Source organism: Streptomyces sp. NPDC048291 (assembly GCF_043201715.1).
Taxonomy (GTDB): Bacteria; Actinomycetota; Actinomycetes; order Streptomycetales; family Streptomycetaceae; genus Streptomyces.
In genome coordinates, this window is record NZ_JBICZC010000028.1 from 46,862 (window position 1) to 68,932 (window position 22,071).

At 72.4% G+C, this 22,071-nt stretch carries 21 protein-coding genes; all 21 read right to left on the reverse strand.

Annotated features, from left to right (window positions below; all coding sequences use genetic code 11):
* Positions 1-139: 139 nt before the first annotated feature.
* A complete protein-coding gene (locus tag ACGF5O_RS47760; protein WP_393816233.1) occupies positions 140-853 on the reverse strand; it encodes a hypothetical protein in 714 nt (237 codons plus the stop codon).
* A 71-nt stretch (positions 854-924) separates the two neighbouring features.
* A complete protein-coding gene (locus ACGF5O_RS47765) occupies positions 925-1,179 on the reverse strand; it encodes a hypothetical protein (protein ID WP_362657847.1) in 255 nt (84 codons plus the stop codon).
* A gap of 29 nt (positions 1,180-1,208) precedes the next feature.
* The gene (locus ACGF5O_RS47770; protein WP_393816234.1) at positions 1,209-2,138 is read right to left on the reverse strand and encodes a hypothetical protein; all 930 of its coding nucleotides are present in this window, start codon (positions 2,136-2,138) and stop codon (positions 1,209-1,211) included.
* Positions 2,139-2,386: 248 nt separating this feature from the next.
* Positions 2,387-3,571 (reverse strand): hypothetical protein, encoded by a 1,185-nt coding sequence (locus tag ACGF5O_RS47775; RefSeq protein ID WP_393816235.1) that lies wholly within the window; start codon positions 3,569-3,571, stop codon positions 2,387-2,389.
* Positions 3,568-4,440: a hypothetical protein gene (locus ACGF5O_RS47780; RefSeq protein WP_393816236.1), complete on the reverse strand. Its 873-nt coding sequence runs from the start codon at positions 4,438-4,440 to the stop codon at positions 3,568-3,570. Before ACGF5O_RS47780 ends, ACGF5O_RS47775 begins: the two co-directional genes overlap by 4 nt.
* 82 nt (positions 4,441-4,522) lie before the next feature.
* Positions 4,523-5,515 (reverse strand): hypothetical protein, encoded by a 993-nt coding sequence (locus ACGF5O_RS47785; RefSeq protein WP_393816237.1) that lies wholly within the window; start codon positions 5,513-5,515, stop codon positions 4,523-4,525.
* 112 nt (positions 5,516-5,627) lie between these two features.
* Positions 5,628-7,112, reverse strand: coding sequence for a hypothetical protein (locus ACGF5O_RS47790; RefSeq protein WP_393816238.1), 1,485 nt, complete (start codon positions 7,110-7,112; stop codon positions 5,628-5,630).
* Positions 7,113-7,150: 38 nt separating this feature from the next.
* The gene (locus ACGF5O_RS47795; RefSeq protein ID WP_393816239.1) at positions 7,151-7,774 is read right to left on the reverse strand and encodes a hypothetical protein; all 624 of its coding nucleotides are present in this window, start codon (positions 7,772-7,774) and stop codon (positions 7,151-7,153) included.
* An 82-nt stretch (positions 7,775-7,856) separates the two neighbouring features.
* Complete coding sequence (locus ACGF5O_RS47800; protein ID WP_393816240.1) at positions 7,857-9,407, reverse strand: ParB/RepB/Spo0J family partition protein; 1,551 nt, start codon at positions 9,405-9,407, stop codon at positions 7,857-7,859.
* Positions 9,408-9,578: 171 nt separating this feature from the next.
* The gene (locus tag ACGF5O_RS47805; RefSeq protein WP_393816241.1) at positions 9,579-10,193 is read right to left on the reverse strand and encodes a hypothetical protein; all 615 of its coding nucleotides are present in this window, start codon (positions 10,191-10,193) and stop codon (positions 9,579-9,581) included.
* Positions 10,190-10,816: a hypothetical protein gene (locus ACGF5O_RS47810; protein ID WP_393816242.1), complete on the reverse strand. Its 627-nt coding sequence runs from the start codon at positions 10,814-10,816 to the stop codon at positions 10,190-10,192. The genes ACGF5O_RS47805 and ACGF5O_RS47810 overlap by 4 nt, the downstream gene beginning before the upstream one ends.
* A gap of 115 nt (positions 10,817-10,931) precedes the next feature.
* The gene (locus ACGF5O_RS47815) at positions 10,932-12,182 is read right to left on the reverse strand and encodes a DUF6573 family protein (RefSeq protein ID WP_393816243.1); all 1,251 of its coding nucleotides are present in this window, start codon (positions 12,180-12,182) and stop codon (positions 10,932-10,934) included.
* 90 nt (positions 12,183-12,272) lie between these two features.
* On the reverse strand, positions 12,273-12,884 hold the full coding sequence (locus ACGF5O_RS47820) for a hypothetical protein (RefSeq protein WP_393816244.1): 612 nt from the start codon (positions 12,882-12,884) through the stop codon (positions 12,273-12,275).
* Positions 12,885-12,988: 104 nt separating this feature from the next.
* A complete protein-coding gene (locus ACGF5O_RS47825; RefSeq protein WP_393816245.1) occupies positions 12,989-13,882 on the reverse strand; it encodes a methyltransferase in 894 nt (297 codons plus the stop codon).
* Between the two features lie 130 nt (positions 13,883-14,012).
* Complete coding sequence (locus ACGF5O_RS47830; protein WP_393816246.1) at positions 14,013-15,185, reverse strand: hypothetical protein; 1,173 nt, start codon at positions 15,183-15,185, stop codon at positions 14,013-14,015.
* Between the two features lie 55 nt (positions 15,186-15,240).
* Positions 15,241-16,047: an LPD29 domain-containing protein gene (locus ACGF5O_RS47835; protein ID WP_393816247.1), complete on the reverse strand. Its 807-nt coding sequence runs from the start codon at positions 16,045-16,047 to the stop codon at positions 15,241-15,243.
* Positions 16,048-16,127: 80 nt separating this feature from the next.
* Positions 16,128-16,385 carry a hypothetical protein gene (locus ACGF5O_RS47840; protein WP_393816248.1) on the reverse strand — a complete coding sequence of 86 codons (258 nt, stop codon included), beginning with the start codon at positions 16,383-16,385 and terminating at the stop codon, positions 16,128-16,130.
* A 92-nt stretch (positions 16,386-16,477) separates the two neighbouring features.
* Positions 16,478-20,506: a DUF3560 domain-containing protein gene (locus ACGF5O_RS47845; RefSeq protein WP_393816249.1), complete on the reverse strand. Its 4,029-nt coding sequence runs from the start codon at positions 20,504-20,506 to the stop codon at positions 16,478-16,480.
* 122 nt (positions 20,507-20,628) lie between these two features.
* A complete protein-coding gene (locus ACGF5O_RS47850) occupies positions 20,629-21,264 on the reverse strand; it encodes a hypothetical protein (protein ID WP_393816250.1) in 636 nt (211 codons plus the stop codon).
* Positions 21,265-21,378: 114 nt separating this feature from the next.
* On the reverse strand, positions 21,379-21,663 hold the full coding sequence (locus ACGF5O_RS47855; protein WP_393816251.1) for a hypothetical protein: 285 nt from the start codon (positions 21,661-21,663) through the stop codon (positions 21,379-21,381).
* Between the two features lie 68 nt (positions 21,664-21,731).
* Positions 21,732-21,869 carry a hypothetical protein gene (locus ACGF5O_RS47860; protein ID WP_393816252.1) on the reverse strand — a complete coding sequence of 46 codons (138 nt, stop codon included), beginning with the start codon at positions 21,867-21,869 and terminating at the stop codon, positions 21,732-21,734.
* Between the last annotated feature and the right edge of the window lie 202 nt (positions 21,870-22,071).

Consider the following 22,071-nt stretch of genomic DNA (forward strand, 5'->3'; position numbering starts at 1 on the left):
GTGGCGCCCCAGGTTGCCGCCTGAAGCATAAAATCAATTATACGCTCTTTCTGGTGTGGCGCAACCCCCCTTTCTGGAAGGGCGTGCAGGTCAGCGCCTTGATGCAGCGTGGCGGTGTCGGACTGGACGCGGCAGCCGTTCAGCTGTGCTGTACGACGAGGTCAGCGCCCTCATCCTCGGAGAGCGCCGTGTGCTGGACCGTCACCTGCTCCAGCACCGCGTACAGCGACTGAGCACGCTGGCTGCGCGGGCTGCCGAAAGCTTGCCGACCGGTGGTGAGCAGTAGGAGCCAGTGTGCGCCGGTCATCCGCATCCCGGCGGCGGCCCTCACCGCGGACAGCAGACGCCGGTTCTCCCGCGCCGCAAGCGACCCTCGTGCGGGCGACACCAGCTCCTGTGCAGGCCCCCGGAGCTGCTGGCGAAGATGCAGCGGCACCGTCTCCCACGTCGGGTCGGCCGCCCCGGGCAGCAATCGGCCCTGGGCGGCCCCGGACTCGGCCAGCCGCGCGGTGGCGGGGCCCGGAAGCGTGCGTTCGTGCTCCTGATCCAGCCCAGGCTCGGGTGAGGAGGAGGACTGGTCACCGACCGGGGCGTCGGTGCAGGTGTGGTTGGCCGGCGGCCCGACATACGCGCACCCTGGGCAGCGTACCCAGCCCGCCTCCCGGACAGCCGCCTTGACCACCGAGCACTCCGGGCCGAACCCCGCCACGACCAGCTGGTGCGGCAGGCGCGATTCCTTCACAGCGCGCAGAGCAGCGGCCGCGGTGACGTCGTGGCCCTGAACGAACCACCTGCCCATCTCCGCTTTCTCGCCGCACCCGCAAAAACAGCCCCGTTCCCTCTTCTCCGTCACGACCCGGGACCCTAACGGCTTCGGCAGCCCCGGATCGGTCAAGCCACGCCAGCTCGCCTGAGACGCAGCAGCTACAGCGAGGGCAGGGGGCCGGTGGGGTCGTCGACGCCGAGGAGAAGTACGTGGTGTCCGACGGTCCGGACGGTATCGCCGGTGACCTGCTCGACATCAAGGCGCAGCCGGACGCGTCCGGAGCCTTCCCCGTTGGCCGAGAGGTCGCGTTCCAGTTCGTCGTCGAGGCGGTCCAGGGCGGACTCGGCCGCGGCGTAGTCGACCAGGCCCTCGGCGAGGAGCTGGCGGGTGAGGGTGTCGCGTACCTGATACATCGGGGCTCGTTCCTCAGCTGGTGGGGCGGTCACGGGGTGGGGTCGGTGAGCTTGGAGCGTGCCGCGCCCACTGCGCGCGACCAGACATCGGGGCTGCCGCCGTGCTCGCGGGCGAGGGAGGCGGCTAGCCCGCGGACGTCGCCGCGCTCACGCAGGGCCGCCAGGGCGATGTCCGCCCGCCGATCGGCATCCGAGAGCGCCGGCGCGACCGCGGCGTGCTGCTCGCGGGCGGTGTGCACCACATACTTCCAGGACCGCTGCGGTCCGCCGTACTGCACACTGAGCTCCCTGGCCAGGCCCGGGTGGTCGCCGCTGCGCTCGATCGCCTCGGCGGCGTACCGGATCGCGAGATCCGTGGCGGTCAGTGGCTCCTCGCCGGCGAGGGCGCCCAGCTCGGCCGCGAGCGCTTCTTCGAGGGCGGAGGGCCGCCCGACGGGCGCCTCGGCCTGCGCTCCGGGCCGGCGGCCGACCTTGCCGAGCTTGTCCCCGGTGCGCTTGGTGTCGAAGTCCTGCAGGTCGCCGACACGGAAGGCCGGGATCAGGCGTCCGGTGGGCCCCTCGACCTCGCCGACGGAGTCCGGGAAGTAGCCGGGATTCGAGACGAGGTACTTGCGGATCGCCGAGGCTCGCTTGAAGCCCAGCAGCTCGGCGGCCCTGTTGATGGAGACGACCTCTTCCGCGTCGAGCTCGTGCAGCGCGGGGTCGGCCTTGAGGACCTTGTCCTGCTTGTCCTGCTGGAACCACCTGTAGAAGTCCCGGAACTGCTTCTCGTCGTAGAAGTCGCTGCCCTCGATCCGCTCCTTCTCCGGGTGGCGGTGCTCCGCGGGCTGCTCCAGCCGGATCTTGTACCAGCGGGCGGCGCTGCCGACACTGGCGCCGGTGAACTCGCGGATCCAGTCGCGGTTGACCACCGCTCGGCCGCCGACGACGCGGCGCTGCGGGTTCAGGGCGTTGGGCATTGCGCTCTCCGGTTCGGGTCGCGGCCCTATACTGAGGGCCTGCTCCTCTTGTCTGTCCGGTGTTCGCACCGGCAGGCGGGTCGGGTTGGTGTGGTGGTCGGCGGGACGTTCGGCCGGGGTTGCCGCCCTGGGTCGACACCCTCGTGAGAGGGTGCCTTCCGCCGCCCACCGTTTTTACCGCGCGCTGTACATAATCAATATGGCGCTCTTGCTGTGCGGCTGTCAATCTCGCCGGCGTCCCGGGCCTGTCACGACCGGCTGCCGCGATGCTCAGCCCAGGCCCGTTCGAAGTGCGACACCTGCTTGTCCCGGACGTAGAGCGGGGCGGTCACCATCAGTTCCTCCACGGTCGGGAGGGCCGGGCCGCGCCGCTGGACCCACGCCCGCACCCGCCCGTAGCGCTCGTCGACCTCGACCGGCATGCCGTGCCGCGCCGAGACACTCCGCAGCCGCCGGCCGAGGGCGGACGCCCGGCCCACGTCGACCCTCTCCACCGAGCGCAGCGCCCGGCCGCGCCGGGTCGGGTCCGCCTTCGCGACGGGCAGGATCCGCCGCACGTGATACAGCGCCCACGGGCCGGCGAGCTCCTTCTCGAAGGCCGCGAGAACGGGACGGTCGGCGGGGCGGTCCGGATCGAACTTCTCCAGCAGGCTGTCCCGGCCGAACAGCCGTGCCTTCGGATTCAGGCTCACCGACGTGTACTCCAGGCGCAGCACCCGCCCGGCGATGTCCGGGTGGGCGCGCATCCGGTCCAGGTGCGCCGCCATGGCGCCCATCGAGATCGGGAAGCAGCAGAAGGTGCAGTAGCTCTTCTCCCACCGCACGCCGAACCGCTCGTACAGGAACGCCTCGCACCGCTCTCGCCCCCACCCCCATTCGATCAGGGGATACACGCCCTGGCGCAGGGGGTTCTTGCTCGCGCCCCGGTCGCGGAGGCTGCGGGGGATCTCGTCGGCATTGAACCCCATCACCTGACGGAACGGCCGGCCGCCGATCTCCTGGGCGATCAGGGCGTCGCCGACCTCGCCCTTGGCGTGGAGGCTGCACAGCCTGATGCCCCCTTGTTGAGGAACGGTGCCGTTGGCCTCGTACTCGTCCTCCTCCAACGTCCACGGGCCGCGCCGGACGATCCGCTCGGGCCGGCGGGAGTCGTCCATGACCACGATCTCCAACGCGCGGCTGGCCCGGGCGACTTGAACAAGCCTGACACGGCGCTCGCGCAGGAGGGGCAGCACATGCTGCTCGGCGTGGGCGTAGGTGTTCGGCCACTCGCTCCCCGTGATCTGGTGGATCACCATGGTGCGGGCCAGATCGACGCCATGCGCGGGCGGGTCCTCCAGCATCTTCACCAGGTATGCGCTGCTGTCGACGCCGAGGCCCCAGTTGATGACCAGCTCGGTGTCCCCGGTGCCGGCGCCGGAAGCGGTGGTCATGCCGCACCTCGCTGGTCGGCCTTGGGATAGGGGTAGGAGGTGGCGGTGAGCCGCAGTCCGGTGCGCGGACCGATGCCGGCGGCGTAGCGGTGGTTGCCGCCGTGGGCTACGCCCCGCGCGCCGACAGCCTGCAGGGCCTCCTCCAGCCAGGCCCGGCCGGGCTCGTTCTCGTCACGCGGGCGGGCGCCGAGAGCGACCAGGCGCCGTTCGACCCCTGCGCGGCCCCGCTCACCGTTGCGGACCTTGGACATCGCGCGGTCGTGGAGAACGGACCCGTCGGGCAGCAGGGTCAGGCGCCGCGGCCGGGTCTTGCCCAGGTACTCCATCCCCTTGGCCTGGTAGATGGTGCCGTAGTGGCCGGGGAAGACCAGCTCGGGGCCGTGGGCGGTGAGGCGTGCCCTGGGCTCGGGATCGCTGTGCGCGACGATCCCGCGGATCCCCCGGGCGGCTGCCAGGCGGAAGGCGCGCGCCTGCAGCCACGTCTCCGCGTTGGCCGGTACCTCGTCCAGCAGCACCAGCCTGTTCAGCTCCAGGGACTCCTCGTACGGAGTGAGCCGGGCGAACACCGAGGTGAGCACGGCGACCTGGGTCGGGATCCCCAGTGCGAGCACCCCCACCAGACTGCTCGCCGGCGGCGCGGCGGTGTCGAAGAGGCCGTAGACGAAGCGGACGGCGGGCCACGAGCCGCTGTAGTGGTGGGCGCGGACGAAGGCTCGCGCCGTGTGGACCAGGTTGTTCGGCATCTCGCGGACCCGGTAGCGAGCCGGATCGAAGCCGCCCTCGCCGGTCGGCCTCCAGCTGTGGCGGCGGTTCCTCCACCGCTGGCAGACGGCGCCGGGATCGAGCGGCGGCTGTTCGTACGCTGACATCACAAGGGTCCTCTCGGGGCGGTGAGTTGGTGAACGGCGCCGGTCCGGGGTTGCCGCCCCGGACCAGCGCGGTCGGCCGTGGTCAGGCCGTGGGGAGCATCAGCTGGCGGGGAGCGTGCAGGACGTCCAGGACGCGTTCGCGCCAGCGCATCGCCCAGTGCACGCAGTTGTTGCAGCTCTTGTGCCGGCCCTCGCACTGGGGGAGCGGAGGGTTCCAGCGGGCGTCGCGCGACCAGGCGAGGGAGTCGGCGGAGGCCAGGTATCCGGCGCAGGATTCGAGCGCCTTCGTTTTGAGGCCGAAGCCGTGCAGGCGGCGCAGGCCTGCGCCGGCCACGGTCGCGAGGACGGCTTCGACGTCCTTGACCGACGTGCGGCGGCACACGGAGCCGACCCCGACCAGCGGATAGTCCGCGAGCCGGACACCGCGCTTGTCGTACAGGTCCAGGCAGGCCTCGTAGTCGGCCGGGCGCCAGCCCTGGACGCTCGGGATGATGTCGATGCCGGGGTCCTCGGCCATCAGGTCGATGAAGTTGCCGACGGTGCGGTCGATGTGCTCGCGCACCGACAGCCCGGTCTTGGCGACCATGTCCGGCTCGCACATCCAGTCCTGCGGCCCGGCCCAGACCAGACGCCCGATCCCGTCGCGGAACTGGCGCAGCTCGCGGACGTAGGCGTAGGGCCCGATGGTCCAGCCGCCGTGCTCGCCGAGCTCGGAGAACGCGCCCGAGTCGCACACCCAGTCCTCGGCGGCGCGCGGCAGCGTCACCATGCCGGTCAGCACGTTGCGCGAGAGGCACATCGGTACGCCCCAGGTGGACAGCCACTTGGCGCGGTGCCCGCCGAGCCAGAACATGGGCCCCTCGGGCGGCGACGCGCCGGGGTGGAAGCCGAGGCCGTACTCGCAGTGGCAGACGCAGCTGCCCATGGCGCAGAACCCGCAGTCCACGCACTGTTCGTGGTAGCAGTGACCGCAGGCGTAGCGGGTGACGGGCGTGCAGGTGCACGTCTCGGGATACAGAGTGCCCGCCGCCGGGATCGACGGTTGCCGGGCCGGGGCGGTGAGTACGGCGTTCACGGGTACGTCCCTCGGGTTGGTGAACGGCGCCGGTCCGGGGTTGCCGCCCCGGACCGGCGGTGGGGGTGGATCGGCCAGCGGCCTGGGCTTCCGCCCGGTGGCTGGGGCCGCGTCAGGTGTCGGTGCCGGGCGGGGCGCCGCGGTCCCAGGGACCAAGGACGGTCCGCGGCTCGCGCGCCCCTCGTCGGCGCTCGCGCCGCGCGGCCAGCAGCAGGTCGAGGATCCGACGGCCCTTGACCTCCGCCTGGTGGCGCAGGGCCGGGGGGATCCGGACGGGGAGCAGCACCCGCTTCGCCCGCAGGTCGATCTCCAGCGTGACCTCGCGCACCAGGATGTAGGCGTGCTCCCGGCCGACGTACAGGTTCAGCCGGGCCTCAACCCGGTGGTCGACCGGGACGAGCTCTACGTACTCGTTGCCCCAGGCGCAGTTCTGGAGGTCGGGGGAGAGCCGCACCCGCGCGGGCACGGTCCGGCCGGTGGGCACGTCGAGGGTGTTGAGCGGGGCGGTGGGGTCCCGTTCCCGGCGGGTGACGTGCTCGTGGAAGGGGTACCAGCCGGGCCCGTAGAACACGGCCGTGCGGTCCAGGACGTATGCCCAGTCGCCGAGGCCGAGTTCGACACCCCAGGAGTAGCGCCTGTCCTTCGGCGCGACGTGAAGGTCCAGGGACGGGGCCTCCTCGGGCGGCGGGGCCGGGGTGAAGTCCGGGGGTGCGGGCAGGTCGGCGGGAGTGAACGTCGTGCGGGTGTTGCCCATCTCGCCGGGGCCGGCGGCGCTGGTGCTGACCACCTTGCGCACCATGCGGGGAACGGCGCGGTCGCGTGGGGTGATCCGCAGCGCGACGGCGGAGCCGTCGGCGGAGATCAGCTCCTGGAAGTCCCAGTCCGGCCGCTGTGCGCGCAGCTGGAGGTGAACCTGTCGCAGCGCCCGCGAGATGCGGCGGCCCAGGGGGTCTTCCGGGTCGGGACGCAGGTCGGCGGGCAGGACGAGGGCGGCGGCCGGGTGCCACCGGTCGGCTACGACCTGCCACGGCCCGGGCATCAGCAGCGCGGCGGCCTCGTCGGCGAGCTGACCGGCGTCGGTCAGTTCGCGCAGGACGGCGGCGGTGAGGCGGGCGGTGGACGGGGCGTCCCACGGGCCGTCCAGGACCAGGCTGAGCCCGCTGCCGGGGCGTCCCAGGGTGACGCCGAGCCGCCGGCCGTCCAGCCATGCCTCGGCGTGACCGAACTCGACGAACAGGCCCGGCTCGCCGGGGCGTTGGAAGGGCGCGCCGGTGGTGAGCAGCCGGGCGACGGCCCCGAGCGGCGGGTGGACGTCGCGGGCGTCGGGCAGGGCGGGGGCGTAGCGGGTGACCGCGTCGAGAATGCGGGACGCTGCGGGGGTCGGCGCGTAGGCGCTGAAGCGCGCGGTGCAGATCCGCGCGGGACCGGTCGGAGACGGCGCGGCCAGGGCGGCCTGGAGCGGGCCGTGCAGCTCCCGGGTGCGCAGGGTCAGCCGGTAGCCGCCGGGCAGGTCGGCGCTGGTGCGGCCCCGGCCGCTGAGCCGGTGATCCACGACGGTGTCGGAGATCGCGTAGGTGGGGGAGACGGGTTCGAACATGGCGCGGGCCTCCACAGACGGCGGTGAGCGGGGGGTGGTCAGCGGGCGATGCGGGCCCGGGCGCGGTCGGCCTGGACGTGCACGGCATCGGCGTGTGCGGTGGCGCGGACCTGGTGGGCCCAGTCGGCGGCGCGCCGGGCGAGTTCGGCGAGTCGCAGGAAGGCGGCGTCCTGGTGGCGGCGGGCGAAGTCCATGAGACGGGCGTGCTCGGCGGTCAGCTCGTCGGCGGCGTACGCGGCGATCGCCTCGGCGCCGTGGCGGCGGGCGATGCGGCCGAAGGGGCAGGCGCCTTCCTCCTGCTCGATGACGGCGACGTCGGCGTCGGGCCAGCCGGTGTCCTCGTCGCGCGGGCCGAGCTGGATGTGGAGCACGCACACCGCGTCGGGGTCGTGCAGGGCATCGGCGTGATAGCGGAGGTGCGGCCGGGGCACGGGGCCGGTGGCGCGTTCGGTGTGCGACCGCCACAGGTCGGGGGCGGGGTCCTCGTCGTCCTGGCGCAGACGGTGAAGGTAGGAGACCAGGGCGGGCAGCTGCCAGGCGGGGGAGCCGAACGGCGCGGCCGGCATGGCGAGTGCGGTCCGGGCGACGAGTCCCGTGTGGTTGCTGACGGCGGCCTGGGCGACGAACAGGGGCGTGCGAAGGGACAGTTCGGAGCGGAGCATGGCGGGGCCTTCCGGGCGGCGGCGCGCAGAAACGGGGGAGGGGGCCCGGGCCGGACCTGACAGGTCCGGCCCGGGCGGCGGGTCAGGACGCGTCCTCGGCGCTCGCGGCGCCGTCCGGGGTGCCCTCGTCGGCCTGGCCGTCCGCGTCGGCCAGGTCCGGCTCGCTCTCCTGGTAGGCCACGTCGTCGGCGATGGCCTGTTCGACGCCGGAGAGCGGGTAGCCGATCTCGCCGAGGAACGTCAGCCACGTGCGGGCGTCCTCGCGGATCTCCCGCAGCTCAGGCACGGAGGAGCGGGCGGCGCGGTCGGTGCGCCACGTCCGGACCTCACCCATCCGCTTCTCGAACGTCGCGGCCAGCACCGCGAAGTTCAGCAGGGTGAGCTTGGCCGGGGTCGCCGACTGGGCGCGCTCGGCGGGCTGGTCGTAGCCGGTCAGCTCCTTGACCAGCTCCCGGCGGCCCGCGTCACCCACCCACTGAGCCACCGGCTTGGGGCAGGTGAGCAGCTGCACGGTGATGAACGCGGCGAGCGGCTTCGGCGCGGTCTTGCGGCCGAGCAGCTCCTTCAGCCACCCGTGCCGGGCCTTCTCGGCGGCACGGTAGGCCTTGTTGCCCGCCATGACGTACTCCCGCGACGGCTCCGACGACGCCACCGCGACCGGCTTCCCGTCGTCCTGCGCGCCGCTGCCGCCGCCGTCCTCCGTCTCCGGGGCGTCCTCCTCGGGCGGGTAGTGGCCGAAGCCGTCGGGGTCGGTGCAGTAGTAGTCCACCTCGCCCGGCTCGGCGGGGTTCACGGCCCATGTGGCCACGTGGCCGGGGCAGTCGGCGTGCGCCTCGGTGCTCATGGGACCGCCGTCCGGACCGTCCAGCTCGCTGACCGGCTCGGCGGTCGGCGGCAGTGAGTCGGCGTCCTCGACCAGCCGCACCCCGGCCGCCTCCAGCTCGGGGCGGACACGGTCACGGGCGAGCCGCTCCTCGCGGTCGTCGCGCTCCCACTGCGCCTGGAAGTCGAAGCGGCCCTTGGCGTAGGCCTCCAGAAGCCGGTCGACGGCGGCCGGGTCGTCGTCGAACTCACCCAGCACGCCCAGGACTTCCAGGTCCAGGTCGTACGTACCGGCGTCGGCGAGCGCCGAACGGGTCCGCTTCCCGACCGACCTGGCGGTCTTCACCGCCTGGGACACGTCCTTGCGGGAGCGGCCGGTGAGCTGGGCCACCCGCGTCTGCTTCATGCCCGCGTCGACCGCGCCGAACAGGGCGTCGGCCTTCTCCAGTTCGGTCAGGCCCTCGCGGTAGGCGTCGTCGTTCTCCAGAAGCTGATCGATGAAGTCCTCGCCGGCCTCCCGCAGGGCGGGGTCGAGCACGTAGGCCGGAACCTCGATCTCGTCCCGCTCCTCGTCGGTGTCCTTGGTGGTCCGGGCGGCGGCGTAGCGGCGGTGGCCCATTTTGAGCTCGTAGGCCGTGCCTTCGTCGTCCAGCGGGATGACGACCACCGGGACCTTCACGCCGTTGGCGGCGACGGACTTCAGGAACGTGTCGGTGAGGTTGAGGTTCTCCCGGACGTTCAGTGGGTTGACGCGGATCTGGCCGAGCCGCAGGGTGACCCGCTGCAGCGGTGTTGTTGCGGTGTCGCTCACGGATTGCTCCTCGTGCTGATCGGGTTGGTGTCGAGCAAGTTGCCGCTTGCTCATGAAATCAATTATACGCTCTTGCGGGGGAGGGGCAACACCCTTTTTCGAAGCGCGATAATCGGGCAATCACACAGGTCGGGGTGCCGTGCGCTCCGTGCTGTGCAGGGCGCGGGGTGGTCAGATCTCGGTCACCGTGACGGGTGGCAGGCCCATGTGGGCGGCCCATGCCTCGGCCGCGTCGTGCAGGCTGCGAAAACCCGTCGGCCAGAGGGAGTTGCGTGCCCGCTCCGTGGCGTAGACGTACGTGAACACCTGAGGGCCCAGGCCGTGAGCGTTCTGCAGGCGGCCGGTGAGGTGGGGGTGCTCGGGGCACCAGATGCGATAGCGGCCGAGGGCGCCGAGTCCGTCGCGGAACACGTCCCCGTGCTCCAGGAGAACGGCGACCGGCTCGGGCCGGGGCGCGGCGGCCCGCACACCGCCCCCGGTCAACGCGGTCACGAACCCGGCGTCGCGGAGGTGGGCGGCGACGTCGGCGCGTACCCGCAGCCAGGTGTCGCGGGCCGGGCCGGGACGTGGCGGCTTGCCGTGATGCTGACCGATGAGCAGCGTCACGTGGGCGGTGCCGTCCTCGCTCGAGTGGCCGACGGATACAGCCACCTGCGCGGCGGTGAGCCGCTGGCGCTCGGCGGCGGGGAAGCGGTTCGTCGGCAGGGCGCGGCGGGCGGCACGGACGTACCAGGCTGGTGCGCCCGGCCGGAAGGGGCACCGGCGGCATGCGGGAGGCGTGCTCATCGTCCGTCCTCGCGCGTGCCGGCGGAGCGGTCGCCCGGCGCCGGTACGGTGCGGCGGCGTACGTCTCCGTAGGCCTTCAGCACGGCCGCTGTCGCCTCGTCCCCGACGTAGCGGAAGGTGACGATGTTGTGCCCGTCGCCGAGAACCTGCGCGGTTACCCGCTCGGTCGTCCCCCGCCTGGAGTACTCGACGATCGGGGACGGTTCGGTGCGGATCACCTCGGCTCCGGGGACCAGCGTCATGAGGTGACCTGCAAGCGCGGCCCGGGATTCGGCATGCCGACGGGCCTTCTCGTTGGCCGCGAGCACCAGCGGGTAGGTCTCGTTGTAGACCGGCAACAGCTTGGTGCGGACGGCATGTTCCAGCGCCGGGCCGCCCCGGTCGGCGCGCATTTCGGTCGTGGGGCGGTGCGCCTCCGTGAGGTTGTACGACGTGTCCGGGTACGCGACGGCCGCGCGGACGTACCCCTCACGCCGCGCGGGACGGACCGTGATGCACCGCCCGTCGGGGTGCTCCAGAACGGCACTGGGCGTGCCGAACGCGGTGGACGGGTGGGCGGTCCAGCCGCCGCCCTGCATCAAAGGCGCGGCCTCTGCGGCGAGTTGGTATGCGATGGACGGCATGACGGGGCCCTTCCTGTCGGGTTGGTGCTGGATGAGTTGCCGCTCATCCGGGGGACTGCGGCGATGTGATCGGCCAGGACCCCGGGGCGGTGGCCCGCCCCGGGGGTCTCGGCGGTCAGTCCTCGTGCGGCTCCATGATCGTGATCACGGGCTCGCCGTGGTCGCCGGGCCCGATCGCGCATACGAGCTGGATGCGCAGCGCCTTGCGGGTGCGGCCGTCGCGCGGCACCCGCCGCAGGTCGACGGTGACCCGGTCGCTGTCCCCGCCGCCGCGCCGGATCGCCGCCCGGGCCATGTTCAGCACGTCCCACAGGCGGCCGCGCTCGTCCTGCGGCACCTGTCGCTCGCTGTCGCCGTCGTTCCAGGCCACGCAGCCCTCCCACACGGCGCTGGTGAGGGCGACGGGAACCGTGAACCCGGCCTCGCGGGCCAGCGCGGCGTCGACGGCCGTGAGGACACCGTCCGCAAGGGCCTGGGCGCGGGTGTAGGCGTGGATGATGTCGCCCGGGTCGGCCAGGGGCACCGACCGCATGGCGTCGCCGCTGACGTCGGGATCGCCGGTGACGGCCCCGTCGTGCAGGGCTGCGTCGATCCGGGACAGCACGCTGTCACTGCTCGCGCGGGCGGTGCGGGGCGAGCCGCGGTGCTCCTGCGGCTCCTCAGGGGAGCTGCCGCCGGAGTCGGCGGGGGCGGAGTCCGGGGCCGGTGGGGCGGGCAGCGCCCGGTGCCCGGGGCCGGCGGGCGGCTCGGGGGCGTTCTCCTCGGCCGTCATCGCGGCGTGCACCGTGAGCACCGTTTCCAGGCCCCGTACCCTCCTGGTGTCCCCGCCGGTCACGGCCTCGGCGCGCTCGCGCTCGAACTCGTCCCGGATCTCCTCGTGGCTGAAGCCCTGGGCGAGCTTGACGCGGACGGTCTTGCCCACGAGATCGACCGCCAGGTCGGGCAGGTGTCCCAGTCGGTCACCGCCCGGCATGCCGGAGGCCTGCCCGCGCCGGACCAGCGTGCGGGCCGCGATGTGGTCGCGTACCCGGGCTGGTTCGGGGGCCCGGTGCCCGGGCGGTCGTCCGGGGGCGGCGGTGGGCGTCGCGGGACGCTCGGCGGCAGTGGCCGGCGTGCTGTCGCCCGTGGCGTCGGGGGCCTCGGCAGTCAGGACGTAGAACCGGTTGGAGTGAACGTGGACCGTCCACTTCTGCCCGGGGGTGTCCTCGGTGAGCCGGGCGCGCGGTGTGCTCTCCCACGCTTCGAATGCGGTCGCCGGGTCGACCGGCACCATGGTGCCGCTGTCGGAGTCGTAGGCGCGGCAGGCGCGGGCCGTCGCGCGGATCTTCGCCACGCGGTTGGTCCAGTTCCGGCGGATCGTGGTCATGGTGGTTCCTCCTGTATCGGGTGGTGCCGGATGAGTTGCCGCTCAATCCGGTAGGGGGCCGGGCGCCGTGGCCGGCGCCCGGCGGGGTGGTCAGGACCGGGCGGCCGAGTCGGCGGTGCGCAGGGCCTCGCGGGTGGCCTCCAGCAGCGGCACGGAGATGCCGCCCGCTTCCAGGTCGGCGGCCGTCATGCGGCCCGCCGTCAGGTCGCAGGAGAGGTTGCCCAGGCAGATCAAGAGGGCGCCGAGTTCGTAGCGCAGGCCGTGCGGGGTGACGGTGCGCGCGCCCACCAGGAACCCGTGGCGGTCGTAGGGGGCGGCGTTCACCAGGTCGCGCACGGTCGGGTAGTCGTCGGAGGTGCACCCCCGGAAGCGGGTGGCGCGCAGGAAGGCGACCATGGCGCGGTCCATGCGGAAGGTGCCCGGCTTGGTGTGGTCGTCCTCGGCGGCGGCCTCGACCAGCCGCCTCACGGGCTTGGTGCTGCTCCAGCCGGAGTTCGACGGGGTGGTGTCCCTGCCGTGGGTCTCGGCGTTCCGGACGTGCGCGAAGGTGCTGTAGACGGTGGTGCCGCCCGGGCTGCGCTCCTCGTGTCCGGTGACCTTCTCTACCAGCCAGACAGGTTCCGATCCGGGCCGGTAGGCGGTGAAGTCCTCCCGGTCGAAGACCAGCATTCCGGCGGTGATGTCGTGTCCGTAGGCGCCCATGTGCGGCTGCCTCTCTGCTCGGTGTGGGTCGGTCGGCGGCCGGTGAGTTGCCGCTCACTGGCAAAATCAATAATACACTCAAGCGGGAGGTGATCAATGCCTTTTCAGAGCAGGGTGTCCCCGCCGTCGCCGAACCTGGCCGACCGCGCGGTCGGGGGCGCCGCGCTGGTGCGCGGGGTCTTCGGCCTGCGCGGTCGGCTCGCCCGGTCTTCCCGCTCCGCGCGGGCGGCCTGCTCGGCCCGGGCCTCCAACTCGTCCTCGTCGCGGTTGTGCACCACGATTTCGACGGCCGGTGAGACGTCGCGCCACTGGTCGCGGAAGAGGTCCGTAGGGATGCCGGGGTTGGGGCGGAGCGTGATCCCGGTCTCTCGGCGGAAGCGCTCATACGCGGCAGAGTCCTGCCGGACGAACCCTGTCTCGATGCGGAACGGGGCGGACTCCCTCGGGATGATGAACGCCCCCCGCCGCGCGAGCGTCCCGGCGACCGCGATCACGTGGAACTCGAACAGCGGGCCCCGGTACCCGGGGGCGTTGCCGCTGCGCTTGATCCGCCCGAACGGCGGGTTGCTGATCGCGCAGTCGAACGGGCCGAGATCCATGCCCGGAACGTCCAGCACGTCAGCACAGATCCACTTCGCCTCCGGCAGGACGCGCCGCCCGACCCGTACGTACTCCGGGTCCTTCTCCACGCACACGATCTCGCGTGGCGGCAGGCCCTCCCAGCGCCGGGTCCAGTAGTCGCGGGCGTGCCAGGCCAGGCGGCCGATACCCGCACACAGGTCGATGACACGGTCCCCCGGGATCACGTGGTGGAGCTCGCCGGCGAGCTCGGCCGGTGTGAAGAACGCGCCGTCCAGGGTGCGGCCCATGTTCGCGGACTCGTGGAAGTGGTCGAGAACGAATTCCCGCTCCTCGTCGGTCAAGTCCCGGTCGCTGTCGACCAGTTCATGCGCCCGGTTGTGCTGCTTGGTCTGCTCCTTGCTGAGCTTTCCGGCCATGACGTGCCGCCTTTCGGGGTGGTGTGGGGGAGCGGTCCTGACACGGTTGTCCGGACCCCTCACGGGCGGTCGTGCGTGCGATCGGGAGATGGCTCCTGCGCCCGTGCTGCCTGCCAGCAGGAGGAGTTCGTCAGCTGTCGGTCGGCGGCTGGAAGCCGCTGCACAGGCGTCCCCACCCGCGAGCGGGGTCGTGCTCCTCCGCATACCGGCCGCACGTCCCGCACCGTGGCCCCCATGCCTGGGGTGGGGCGGTGGGCTCGGCGACGTACACGTCCCCGGACTTCCAGGGGAAGCCCCCTGCGGCGAACCTCACGGACTCGTCCGGCATGAGCAGTGCCCAGCCGTCCGGCCAGTCGATCGGGCCCGGGCGTGTGGCTTGGGAAACCGCCTCACGGACGATCGCTTGCGTCCAGAGCTGCGGGATGCGACCGTGCCCGGTCACGCGGTACGCGGCGGCCGTGATGTACCGCTCCGGGTGGGTGATGATCACTCCGGAATCGCGGTCCGGCGTGAAGGTGATCGCTGAATGCCCGCTGGTCTGGCGGTAGATGATCGTCTCGTCGTCGGTGATGGTGGCCTGGCTGGACAGCCAGAATCCGAGCGATCCGCCGAGGAAAGCGCGTACCGCGCCGCCGCTGAGTTGAGGCCGACCGTATCCGGGGGCCTCCCGCACGGGGAAGCCGGTGCCGTCGTGGTGGACGGTCTGGGTGTAGCGCGCGTACATCCGCGCATCGCGCACCGCGATGCGCGGACGGGGCACACCGTCGTACCACTGCGGCAGCGGCACAGTCTCCAGCTCTGTACCTGGCAGCGGACTGCCGGGCCGGATCCATCCCGCTTCCTTGCCCGCGCGGCACATGGCGCGAGCCTCACGCACCCACGCGAGGAATTCGCCGAAACCGCCGGCGTAGCGGCCGTTGCGCTCGGACACCTCTGCCCAGTAGGTGGCGCCGTACCACACGCACCGGGCGGTGAGCTGAGCGGTTGTGGTCGGCGTCGGGAATGCGCCGGTCAAGGTGATCGTGCGGACGTGGGCATCTTCCACGATGCCTTGGGAGGTGACGGTGACATCCCACCCGTTCGCCATCGCTGCCTCGACCAGCGTGCGCGCCCTCCCGGGTAGCTCGGCGACCTCGGCGGCGGACGGTGAGGCGGGACGGGCCGCGGAGGTGTCTCCGGTCGGCTCGGCCCGGGGGCCGGCTCCGCCGTCCGTCTCCCACGCCTCGATGGTGCCGGGGTCGGTGACGGCGGTGCCCGGGTGCGCGCGATCGCCGGTGGGCTGAGAGGGGAGGTGCGTGGACATGGGGGCTCCGTTCGGTGGGCCGGGCGCCAGCGGCGCCCGGCCGTCGAAAGTCGGTTCAGGCGGTGGGGGTCGGCTCGGGCTGCGCCGTGGTGACGGTCAGGTTCTCGGCGCGCAGGTCGGCGGCGACCGCGTCCATGAATCCGGTGTCGGCCTGCTGGTCACGGCTGCCGGGGGCGTACCAGTACTGGTTCTTGCGGTGCCACTTGAAGCCGTGGCGCTTGAGGACGTAGGCGGCGCCGTCGCCCAGACGCGTACCGGTGACCGTCGTCCCGTCCTCGTCCGTGTGCTGGAGCGTGAGTTCCTCCGCGCGCTCGTCGCCCTGTTCGCGGGCGTCCGCCGGACGGGCGGCCTGCGCGGCGGCCTGCTCCTTGGCGGCGGCCCAGCGCTGGGGAAGGACGACGTCACTGGCGATCTGCCACAGCTGCTGCGGGGCCCAGTTCTCCTGGATGACGTGGCCGTCGACGACGCAGGCGGCGAGCATGCTGCCGGTGGGGGGCTCGGTGCCGTCGTGGGCCTCGGACCACAGGACGGCGGCGGCCTTCAGGGCGTCATCAGAGACGCCCCGGTGGGTGTTGATGCCGTCGACCAGCGGCTTACCGGTGACCTTCCGGCCCTTGACGGTGACGGTGACCGTGTTGTCGGTGGACTCGTAGCGGTCCTCCATGCCGTTGAACTGCGCGCCCTGCATGGGGCGGGTGAGCTCTTCGACGTCCGCCGTGCAGGGGCCGTCCGTCCAGTGAACGGAGATCCACGCGGAGGCGGTACCGGCGCCCTTGCGCACGCTGAACTTCACGCCGGGGAACTCGGCCCTGAGGCGGTTCCTGAGCTCGGCGGCCACGTGCTTGGTGTCGATGTAGTCCATGCCTGTTCTCCTGCTGCGAGTTGGTGCCGGTGAGTTGCCGCTCAGCCGGTTGTTCAAAATCAATAATACGCTCTTGCTGGTCAGTCGGCAACGAAGACGTCGCGACCGTTGACGGTGATCCGCACCGGGATCGTGCCGCCCGGGCTGATCAGGTCGGCGGGGACTTCGCCGGTGTCCAGATGGACGGACACCACCAGGCCTTCACCGCAGCTCCAGTAGGCGTAGACCTGGGTCCCGCCGGTCTCCAGGCACGGCAACGTGCCCCGCTGCTTCCGGTGCTGGTGCAGAAACCGCGCGCGTCTGTTCAGGGTGGTCGCTCGGCGCTTGCTCAGTCTCATAGCTGTGCTTCCTCTGAGATCCCCTGGGAGGCGGTCGGGCGCCGTGGGCGCCCCGCCATGGGGTGGTCAGGTTGGGGCCGGCGTGGTGACGGTCAGGTTGGCGGCGACGGCGGCAATGAACCCGGTGTCGGGGCTGGCTCTGGGGTGATGTCGCGCGGGTCGGCTGGGATCGCCTCGCCCGCCAGGGCGGCTCGCATCTGCTCGGCCGACATGCGCCCGCTCACCTCGTTGTAGGGGAGCGTGTACGTGCTGCCCTTGTGCCGGGTCTCAGCCGTTGCCGCGCGGGTGACCACGCGGCAGCCGTCGACGGCGCCGACGGTGCCGCCATCAAATGCGGCGTGGATGTGTGGCACGGTCGCCGTCTTGGCGTTGACCCGGGTCACCTCGTACCAGGACCCCCGCCACCGCACGAAATCACCCTTGCTGAAGTCGACCCGACCCCACACCTTGAAACCGCGCCGCTCTGCCTCCTTGATCGTCTCCGCCCAGTACGTCAGCTCTTCGTCGTACTCGGCCAGATGGCGCGTCAGCTCCTCCCGGCGCGCCTCGGACGGCTCGCGTCGCCACACATCAGCCGTACGGCCCTTGTCGTCCACGCCGTCCCGCTCCCGCAGCACGCCGCGCCGCTCCGCCTCCAACTTCTCGATGCGGCGCAGCGTGCGCCCCGGGTTCTTCCGGTACCGCTCGTAGGCGTCCGCCGCCGCTGCACGGGATGCCCAGTAACCGGCCCGCTCGCCTTCGGCGATGCTCTTGCGCATCGCGTTGTTCATGCGCTCCTGGTCCCGGCGGGCGCGCCCTTCCGAATGGTGGCCCACAAGGATCGGCTGCCCCATCCAGAACCGTTCGCCGATCCGGTCCGAGGCATCCCGCGCCGACTGCGACGATGCCGCCGCACGTCCGGCCCGGTCCGCGAACCGCTCCGCCCGCTCCTCGGCCGCATCCACGCGGGCGGCCTCCCGCTCCGCGAACGACATGCCTTCTTCGATCACCACAGCGCACGACAGGCCGAGTGCGCGCACCGCCTCCGCAGCACGGTTGATCTTCCACCGGTCGGCGCCCTTGTAGCGGCTGCCCCGGATGAAGATCCCCGGATTGCGCCGGTAGGTCCAGCCCAGCGGGCGCAACGCTTCCCACACCCCGTCACCCTTGGCGGAGCCCTCAACGGTGGTGCCGTCTTCGTGGGTGTGCCGGATGACGATGTCCGCCGCCTGGGCCGCCTCCTCCGCCTCCGCGACGTCCCCGGGCAGGGTGAGCGCGCGCAGTGCCGCCGGAGAGTGCCCCATGACCCGTGCGGCGCACTCGGCGCAGCGCGGAGCACAGCCGGGCACGTCCCACAGCAGCACCCCGAACCCGCCACACGTGTTTGCCGCCGCGCAGTCACCGCGCCCGGCAGGCTTCGCCCAGTCGATCGGCATAACCGCCACAGCCGCCGCGACGGGGGCCGGGGTATCGACGTCCGGCACCGTGCCGCCCTCTGCCTCCCACACGTCCTCCCCGGACGGGTCGGACACCACGTCAGCCACCCGCGCGGACACCTCGTCACGGGGTGCCGGCGGGGGGAGCTCTCCGCCGTCCCGCGCGAGCGCTCCACCCTCGCCCTCCCACCCGTCAAGGTCGACCGCATCCTCGTGCGTGTCCGGCCGCGCGTCCTCGGCCAGAGCACCCGGCGCCTTGCACTGCTGAGCCACCGTGACGTTCACCGCGTGGAGCGTCGCCGCGGTGTCCAGCCGGGCCCCGTCCACCCATGCACCCGACGCGGTCACGTCGTACAGACCGGCCGACCACACCGCGCGCACTTCCCCCGGAACCTTGCCCGTGGCCCGCCCCCCGGCGCGCACGGTCACCGTGGCGTCCTGGCGCTGCATTGCGACGGTCCACCCGTTCGCCGTCGCCGTCTCGGCGAACGCCACGGCGGCCATGGGCAGCCACACACCGGGCGCCGCTTCCGTCTCCGCCACGACCGGCGCACCCGCGTAACCGTCCTGCCAGTCCTCCAACTGGGCCGCCGTCGGCGCCTTGCCCGCCGCCGGGATCTTCGGCGCCTTCCATGGCTGGAGCAGGGACTTGACCGAGGCAGACGCCTGCCCCTTCTCGATCCCGCCCGTACGTCCGTGCGTCGTCTTCGATGGGAGGTCACGGCCGATCAGCGCCCGTCCCTCGTCACGGGCCGAGACGGCGTCCGCGAGGAGATCAACGAACGCGCGACGCTCCGCCATGCCCGGCGCGTGTTCCATGTCCGGCGACACCTCAGCGCACGCCGGAAGCTCGAACATCACTGCCGCCCCGCCATCGGTCGCCGCCCACGCTCCACGCCCCGCCGGAACGGCACCGGATGCCGCGCGGGCCAGGAACTTGCGACCGGCTGCCGCACGCTGCCCGGCCTCCCTGGCTTCCGACTCCAGCGCGGACAGCTCACGCTCACGCCACCGCACCACATCCCGCGCACCCTGGCGCCGCTTGTCTGCGGCATACGACACCTCACGCGCACGCGCGGACCACGCCCCCGCCGTCTCCTCTGCAACCCACACATCCGGCCCCAGCACACCCGCCGACCGGCGTACTTCCTGGTGAAGGTCGTACGCATCCCGCCGCCACGCCGCGCACGTCTCCGCGTGCTCCTCCGCCACCGTCAGCCGCTCACGCGCCACGGTCAGCGCACGCCGCGCACGCTCCGTCAGCCACGCCCGCGACACCCGCACCGTGCCCTCATACGGGCCACGGAACGCCACCGGGAACACCCCACCCCCCTTGCCGTGGCAGATCACCGGCAGCACCTCAACCGCGCCCCCGTCGGTCTCCCACCCGTCCACCCCGCCGGGGTCCGACACAACGTCGGGCAACACCGCCGGACGCTCCGCCACGACCGGCGCACCCTCGGCCGGACCGGCGTCCGCCGCCGCGGGAGTCGCCACGTCCGGTGTCACGCCGCTACCGGCCGGAGCGCTACCGGCCGGAACCTCGACCGTCTCGGCCGGCTCCTCCCACCCCGGGCGGGTGATGCGCAGCAGGAACGCCGACGCTTCCGGCCGCACCCGCCCAGCGACCGCGCGCGGTTCCGGCGCGCGCTCCGCGCACTCCTGAGCCGACGGCGCGTCAAGTCCGAACCAGCGTGCGACGGCGAGAGCGTCACGCGCCTCCCAACGGGCCGTGTCGACGTCGCCCCGCGTGTACGCGGACTCTGCGCCCTCTGCGCACTGCTCGGCTTCACGGACCGCATCCCGGGCCCTGCCGTACTGCTCGTCCGGCAACTCGTGCCAATCGATGCGCTGAGCAAACGCACGAACCGTGTCCAGGGCAGCGCGCGCCATGCCGACCGATACGGCCGTCTGCGTGTTCTCCTCCGCCCTCTGCGCCGCCAGCTGCGCATGAATGTCGTACACGCGTGCCGTCTCGGCCGTCGCTCGCAGCACCGACGCGGGGCGCTCCGCGATCACGTACGCGATAGCGGCCCCCGTGACCTCGCCCCACGTACCGCGCACATCCCCCGTCGGAAGGGTCACGGTGTGTCCGCCGCCCGACTGGAGATGGAAGCGCAACGGGAACCGCTCACCGCACACGGACAGATCCGACAGCAGGTCGGAGCGCCGGAACTCACCCTCGTAACGGTCGCCCAGCGACCGCGCTTGCATCGCTTCCGGCCACTCCTCCGCCGCCCTGCGCGCACGTTCGACTTCCGCGACGGACGGAGCCTTCCGGGCACGCCCCCGGGGGGCCGAAGTCTCCGCCGCGGTCGGCTGCGTGCGGGCGGTGGGCGCCTCGGCGGCCACCAGGTCCGCGACGGCGCGCCATGCGATGCCCCGGGCGGCCGTCTGGCCGTAGCGGGTGAGGGTGGCGCCGTCCCAGCGGTGCCCCCGGGCGGTGAGCCGCCACACGCAGCGCAGGACGGTTTCCCCGGCCTCCTGGTGGGCGGTGAGCAACAGCGCGCAGTGTCCGGGCTGCGTCTGGACGGCGGCCGTCCATCCGGCCTCCTCGGCCTGGGCGGTGAGGCGGGCCAGGTTACGGGGCAGGGCCATCCCTCGGGCGTCCGCCGTGTGGGGCTGCTCGGCGGTCGGGGCGGTGGGCGCCGGCACTTCGGCAGAGGTCGGGGCCGGCGCGCTGGCGGGGTGCGTGGTCGCGGTCATGTCGGGTCTCTCCTGGTCGGGTTGGTGCCGGGTGAGTTGCCGCTCACACCGGGAGGCAGGGCAGGGGAGGGGGCGTTCCCGCCCGGGGCCGGTCGGGCGACCGGCCCCGGGCAGGGTGGTGCTCAGTTGCGGCGGTTCCGGGGACGGTTGTCCCGGGGCGCGGTGCGGCTGGCCTCTCGGTCGCCCGTCTCGGGCTGGGCCTCGGGGCGGGGCACTCGCTCGGCCTGGCGGTACTCAAGGCCCGGCTCCGTGGGGAGCGGGGCGCCGGTGGGGTCGGTGCTGTACGCCTGCTGGATCTCCTGGGCGGTCAAGGGCCGAAGCCACCTGTTCCGGACAGTCCAGCCGCGTACCCACTCCGACCCGTCGGGGGCGAAGGTGCGCACGACCAGTGCGCCGGTGGAGCACTCGACCAGAGCGGCCGCGAGCACGACGGTGAGGCGCAGGGCTTCGCCCTGATCGAGCGTCACGACGTCGCCGATGGCGGTGAGTTCGTGCTCTTCGACGAGCACGCGTTCCGGGGTGTTGGCGCACGCCACCATGTGGTGGGTGCCGTCCTCCAGGAGGTTCACGACGGCCAGGTACGCATCCGTCGCAAGATCAAGGAAAGCGTGCGCCTCGGCGGCGGTGGCCGCTGCACGCATCGGGGCGGTGCCGTCGGGTGCGGGGGTCCAGCGCATCTCGTCGGCGCTGAACTCCTCGTGTGCTCCCGGGTCCATCCCATCAAGCGTCTGCCGGGTGTGGTCTTCGTACTCGCTCATGTCCCCTGCCTCGGGTGAGTTGGTGGCGAGTGAGTTGCCGCTCACTCGCAGAATCAATAATACGCTCTTGCGGGGGGTGATCGTCAAGCAACAATCACCCCCCGGCGTGGCGACTTACGACGGCTCCACCGGCGTCACGGTGGTACGGAAGGGCATGGTTTCGTCCAGCTGGAACCTGACGCGCCTTGTCTCACCGGTGCTGCTGCGCGTGCCGTAGATCTCCACGGCGGTCAACTCGTCGGCCTCGTAGAACGCTTGCAACAGCGTGCCCTCCCACACCTCCGGCCACGGTTCGCCCTGGCTCGGTGTCCTCGGGCGGGCGAGTGAAGCCAGCTTCCGCGTGGGGCGGCGTTCGATCCTCACGCGCTGCCCTCGGCTGAGCGGTCCCGTGTCAGTCATGCGGTTCCCTTCTCTGGTGCTTGCGGTCCTGGGGAAGGGGGCGACCGGCGGTCGCCCCCTGGGCGCCGTTACCGCCCCCGGGCGGCCCGCTGCTCCTCGGCGGCGGCCAACAGCTCCGTGACCCCGTGGCGGCGTTGGTCGGCCCGTACGCGCTCGGCAACCTGGTCTGCGGACGGCAGTCCGAACCCTCCGTCCTGAGTGAACATGTCGTATGCCTCACGCCACCCGCGCCACTGGCACTCGACGGAGGCACGCGATGCGCACGCGATCGTCAGACCTCCGACGGTCACGGAAAGTGAGCCGACTCCTCCGGCAGGGCTTCGGCGTAGTTGCGTGACGCCGGGTTTGTGCTCATCCGAGGCCGAGGAGTGCGAGGGGGCGACGGGGGTCGCGGGCGTTGTGGCGGAG

Excerpts from the sequence above, each read along its gene's own strand:
- ACGF5O_RS47765 (WP_362657847.1), bottom strand. The coding sequence starts at position 1,179 with ATGTATCAGGTACGCGACACCCTCACCCGCCAGCTCCTCGCCGAGGGC.
- ACGF5O_RS47770 (WP_393816234.1), bottom strand. The coding sequence starts at position 2,138 with ATGCCCAACGCCCTGAACCCGCAGCGCCGCGTCGTCGGCGGCCGAGCG.
- ACGF5O_RS47775 (WP_393816235.1), bottom strand. The coding sequence starts at position 3,571 with ATGACCACCGCTTCCGGCGCCGGCACCGGGGACACCGAGCTGGTCATC.
- ACGF5O_RS47780 (WP_393816236.1), bottom strand. The coding sequence starts at position 4,440 with ATGTCAGCGTACGAACAGCCGCCGCTCGATCCCGGCGCCGTCTGCCAG.
- ACGF5O_RS47790 (WP_393816238.1), bottom strand. The coding sequence starts at position 7,112 with ATGTTCGAACCCGTCTCCCCCACCTACGCGATCTCCGACACCGTCGTG.
- ACGF5O_RS47795 (WP_393816239.1), bottom strand. The coding sequence starts at position 7,774 with ATGCTCCGCTCCGAACTGTCCCTTCGCACGCCCCTGTTCGTCGCCCAG.
- ACGF5O_RS47805 (WP_393816241.1), bottom strand. The coding sequence starts at position 10,193 with ATGAGCACGCCTCCCGCATGCCGCCGGTGCCCCTTCCGGCCGGGCGCA.
- ACGF5O_RS47810 (WP_393816242.1), bottom strand. The coding sequence starts at position 10,816 with ATGCCGTCCATCGCATACCAACTCGCCGCAGAGGCCGCGCCTTTGATG.
- ACGF5O_RS47815 (WP_393816243.1), bottom strand. The coding sequence starts at position 12,182 with ATGACCACGATCCGCCGGAACTGGACCAACCGCGTGGCGAAGATCCGC.
- ACGF5O_RS47820 (WP_393816244.1), bottom strand. The coding sequence starts at position 12,884 with ATGGGCGCCTACGGACACGACATCACCGCCGGAATGCTGGTCTTCGAC.
- ACGF5O_RS47825 (WP_393816245.1), bottom strand. The coding sequence starts at position 13,882 with ATGGCCGGAAAGCTCAGCAAGGAGCAGACCAAGCAGCACAACCGGGCG.
- ACGF5O_RS47830 (WP_393816246.1), bottom strand. The coding sequence starts at position 15,185 with ATGTCCACGCACCTCCCCTCTCAGCCCACCGGCGATCGCGCGCACCCG.
- ACGF5O_RS47835 (WP_393816247.1), bottom strand. The coding sequence starts at position 16,047 with ATGGACTACATCGACACCAAGCACGTGGCCGCCGAGCTCAGGAACCGC.
- ACGF5O_RS47840 (WP_393816248.1), bottom strand. The coding sequence starts at position 16,385 with ATGAGACTGAGCAAGCGCCGAGCGACCACCCTGAACAGACGCGCGCGG.
- ACGF5O_RS47845 (WP_393816249.1), bottom strand. The coding sequence starts at position 20,506 with ATGACCGCGACCACGCACCCCGCCAGCGCGCCGGCCCCGACCTCTGCC.
- ACGF5O_RS47850 (WP_393816250.1), bottom strand. The coding sequence starts at position 21,264 with ATGAGCGAGTACGAAGACCACACCCGGCAGACGCTTGATGGGATGGAC.
- ACGF5O_RS47855 (WP_393816251.1), bottom strand. The coding sequence starts at position 21,663 with ATGACTGACACGGGACCGCTCAGCCGAGGGCAGCGCGTGAGGATCGAA.
- ACGF5O_RS47860 (WP_393816252.1), bottom strand. The coding sequence starts at position 21,869 with ATGTTCACTCAGGACGGAGGGTTCGGACTGCCGTCCGCAGACCAGGTT.